This window comes from Chamaesiphon sp. OTE_8_metabat_110 (genome assembly GCF_031382685.1).
Lineage (GTDB): Bacteria > Cyanobacteriota > Cyanobacteriia > Cyanobacteriales > Chamaesiphonaceae > Chamaesiphon.
This window is the reverse complement of sequence record NZ_JANMZA010000234.1, coordinates 1-3,114: the sequence shown is the minus strand read 5'-3', so window position 1 is coordinate 3,114 and position 3,114 is coordinate 1. Positions and strand designations below refer to the sequence as shown.

General features: G+C 47.4%; 4 protein-coding genes. All 4 read right to left on the bottom strand.

Going from position 1 to position 3,114, the window contains the following annotated elements; genetic code table 11:
- Positions 1-426 precede the first annotated feature (426 nt).
- Positions 427-732: an NADH-quinone oxidoreductase subunit NuoK gene (gene nuoK / locus RMO52_RS08670; RefSeq protein WP_309743649.1), complete on the bottom strand. Its 306-nt coding sequence runs from the start codon at positions 730-732 to the stop codon at positions 427-429.
- Positions 733-763: 31 nt separating this feature from the next.
- Entirely contained in the window at positions 764-1,360 is a 597-nt protein-coding gene (locus tag RMO52_RS08665; protein ID WP_310412954.1) for an NADH-quinone oxidoreductase subunit J, read from the bottom strand.
- Between the two features lie 125 nt (positions 1,361-1,485).
- Positions 1,486-2,043, bottom strand: a complete 558-nt coding sequence (gene ndhI, locus RMO52_RS08660; RefSeq protein ID WP_310412951.1) for an NAD(P)H-quinone oxidoreductase subunit I — start codon at positions 2,041-2,043, stop codon at positions 1,486-1,488.
- A 147-nt stretch (positions 2,044-2,190) separates the two neighbouring features.
- Positions 2,191-3,114, bottom strand: a 924-nt coding sequence (gene nuoH / locus RMO52_RS08655; protein ID WP_310412947.1) for an NADH-quinone oxidoreductase subunit NuoH, incomplete at its 5' end; no start/stop codon positions are given.

Genomic DNA, 3,114 nt, shown 5'->3' with positions numbered 1-3,114 from the left:
GACTGAAATCGCGCTGAGGTTCCCTCAGCGTGCGTTTCAGTCAAGACAAGACAGGCGGGACGCGTCTTGACCGAAACACATGCGGAGGGAACCTCCGCGTGATTTCGGTCGCCGCCTTCTCAAACTCTCCTGCGTAAGGTTTGATTTGTGTGAGGCGGAGAAAGAAGCGGCATTCTCTTCATCTCTAGACTTTAGTTGGAAGTTATCTTGCTCCTCCCCTTTATAAGGGGAGGTTGGGTGGGGTAAAGATCTTCAATCGATCGAGAAAGTAGGGTGGGCAGTGCCCACCAACTAGGTTTCAGCCACGATCTATTCGATAAATGATTGTGCCTACCTACTTACCTAAATATAGAATTTGCTCCTCCCCTTATAAAGGGGAGGCTGGGTGGGGTAAAGATCTTTAATCGATCGCGAATCCTCGATCGATTACCATTTGAGTAAATTAAATTGCTCCATATCGACCGTATCGCGGTTGCGATAGATCGAGAGGACGATCGCGAGTCCGACGGCGGCTTCGGCTGCGGCGATCGCAATTACAAATACGGTAAATACTTGGCCTTTAATCTCGGCTGGATCGATGTAGTTGGAAAAGCCCATCAAGTTGAGATTGACTGCATTTAACATCAACTCGATCGACATTAATACCCGCACCGCATTCCGACTGGTAACTAATCCATAGATACCGATACAAAATAGCGCCGCCGCTAAAATTAAAAAATATGGTAATTGCAACATAGCGATTATTTCGATTGTGATTTAGCGATTATTTCTCAGTACCAACCAACTCGCGCGGACGTTCGGGGAGCGTCAGGCTGTCTGGAGAAGAAGTGCCACCAGTGAAATTTTCTGGCATAAAGTCGCGGCGGGCGAGGATAATTGCGCCAACCATTGCCATCAGTAATAAGACTGAAGCTAATTCAAACGGCAGCAAAAAATCTGTGAAAAAGTGCTTGGCTAATGGCACGATCGAGCTTGCTAACGGCGCAACTGTCGAGATTTGCCAAGGAGTCGAGATCGCGACAGTACTCAGTAGTGTAAAAATTCCCCCACAAACTAAAGCCGTCGAACCCTGTCTGAACCAATTGTTTTTCAGCGGTTTGAAATCTTCCCGCTTGTTCACCAACATGATGGCAAATAAAATCAAGACATTGACTGCGCCGACGTAGACCAAGATTTGGGCAGCAGACACAAAATCAGCATTGAGCAGGATATAAATCCCCGCCATACTAATAAATACTCCACCCAGCAAAAAGGCAGAATAGACAATATTAGCAAATAAGACGACACCCAAAGCTGCTCCCAACATTAGGACTGAAAGGATACCGAATGTAACTAATTGAACACCTTCAGCGATTTGCATTTTTCTTACTTATTGTGTATGGAATTCGAGTGCCTGTTTGCCCAAAATAGTGGCTGGCAGTTTTCATAGATTCATAACCCGTTCTGCGCTGATGCCGATTTGGCAACCAGCAGCGGCGCAGCTCATTAGGTATTGCTATTAGCGCGTTGAGCGCCTGCTGGTAAGTTGCGAGGATCCATGACACCTTTAGGTAGATAAGCCATCGTCCGCAGTGCAGTTACCATCGGATCGTCAGTCACTTTTGTCGGTAAGCGACCGAGGGCGACACTATCATAGTTGAGCTGGTGTCGATCGAATGTCGATAGCTCGTATTCTTCGGTCATCGACAAGCAATTAGTCGGACAATACTCGACACAATTACCACAAAAAATACACACCCCAAAATCGATACTATAACTGTTTAGTTTCTTTTTCTTGGTTGCTTTATCAAATTCATAGTCAACGACGGGCAGATTGATCGGACACACCCGCACGCAAACTTCACAAGCGATACATTTGTCAAACTCAAAATGAATTCTGCCCCGAAACCGTTCGGACGGAATCAGTTTTTCATAAGGATATTGAACTGTAACGGGACGACGCTGCATGTGGTCGAATGTCACCGCCAGTCCTTGACCGATATATTTGGCAGCTTGAGCTGCTTCTTTAGTATAATCTGCTACTTGCTTGAGAAATTTCAGCATTGGGGTAGAGGGTGGAGGGGAAAGGGAAAAGGGAAAAGGGGAAAGGGGAAAGGGGAAAGGTAAAAGGTAAAAGCTCGGAACTCGCATCCTAAAGCCTAAAACCCAAAAGAACCTAAAGCCTAAAACCCAAAACCTAAAGCATAGTTATTAGCCTCCAAAAGCTGTCGGAAAGGCGAGCTTGAGGGCAGCGGTAATCAGTAGGTTTGCCAAGGCGATGGGGAGCATGAATTTCCAGCCGAGATCGAGGAGTTGGTCGATCCGCACGCGGGGTACCGTCCAACGGGTGATAATCGCCAGGAAGACGAGGAAATATGCTTTGAGGACGGTCATCGCAATCCCCAACGAGGCATCGACAACCTGTACCCACGACGTTGTAGGATCGACACCGAGCGCATTACTCAATAACTCGATCGGAATCGGACTCGACCAACCACCCAGATAGAGGATCGCGACTAATAATGCCGCTAGTACTAAGTTAACGTAAGAAGCGATGTAGAAGAGCGCAAACTTCATGCCGGAGTATTCGGTCTGATACCCAGCGACCAGCTCTTCCTCCGCCTCTGGGAGGTCAAAGGGCAGACGTTCGCATTCGGCTAGTGACGCGATCCAGAAGATCACAAAACCGACAGGTTGTCGCCAGATATTCCAGGAGAGAATGCCATATTCAGATTGCTGGTGAACGATATCGATCGTACTCAGACTATTGGACATCATCACGATCGCGAGGACGGATAGCGCCAGCGGAATCTCGTAGCTAATCGACTGAGCGGCGGCGCGTAAACCACCGATGAGCGAATACTTATTATTCGATGCGTAGCCGGACATTAGCAAACCAATCGGCACGATACTCGAAAACGCAATCCACAAAAAGACGCCCGTATTGATATTAGTAATGACCAAGTTTTGACCGAAGGGGACGATCAGATAGGAGATAAATACCGGGAGGACGACAATAATCGGCCCGACAGTAAATAAAATCGAATCGGCATTAGCGGGAGTGATATCTTCTTTAAATACTAGTTTTAAACCATCGGCGACTGGTTGCAGCACGCCCAAGGGGCCAGCAAATTC

Excerpts from the sequence above, each read along its gene's own strand:
- ndhI (WP_310412951.1), bottom strand. The coding sequence starts at position 2,043 with ATGCTGAAATTTCTCAAGCAAGTAGCAGATTATACTAAAGAAGCAGCT.
- RMO52_RS08665 (WP_310412954.1), bottom strand. The coding sequence starts at position 1,360 with ATGCAAATCGCTGAAGGTGTTCAATTAGTTACATTCGGTATCCTTTCA.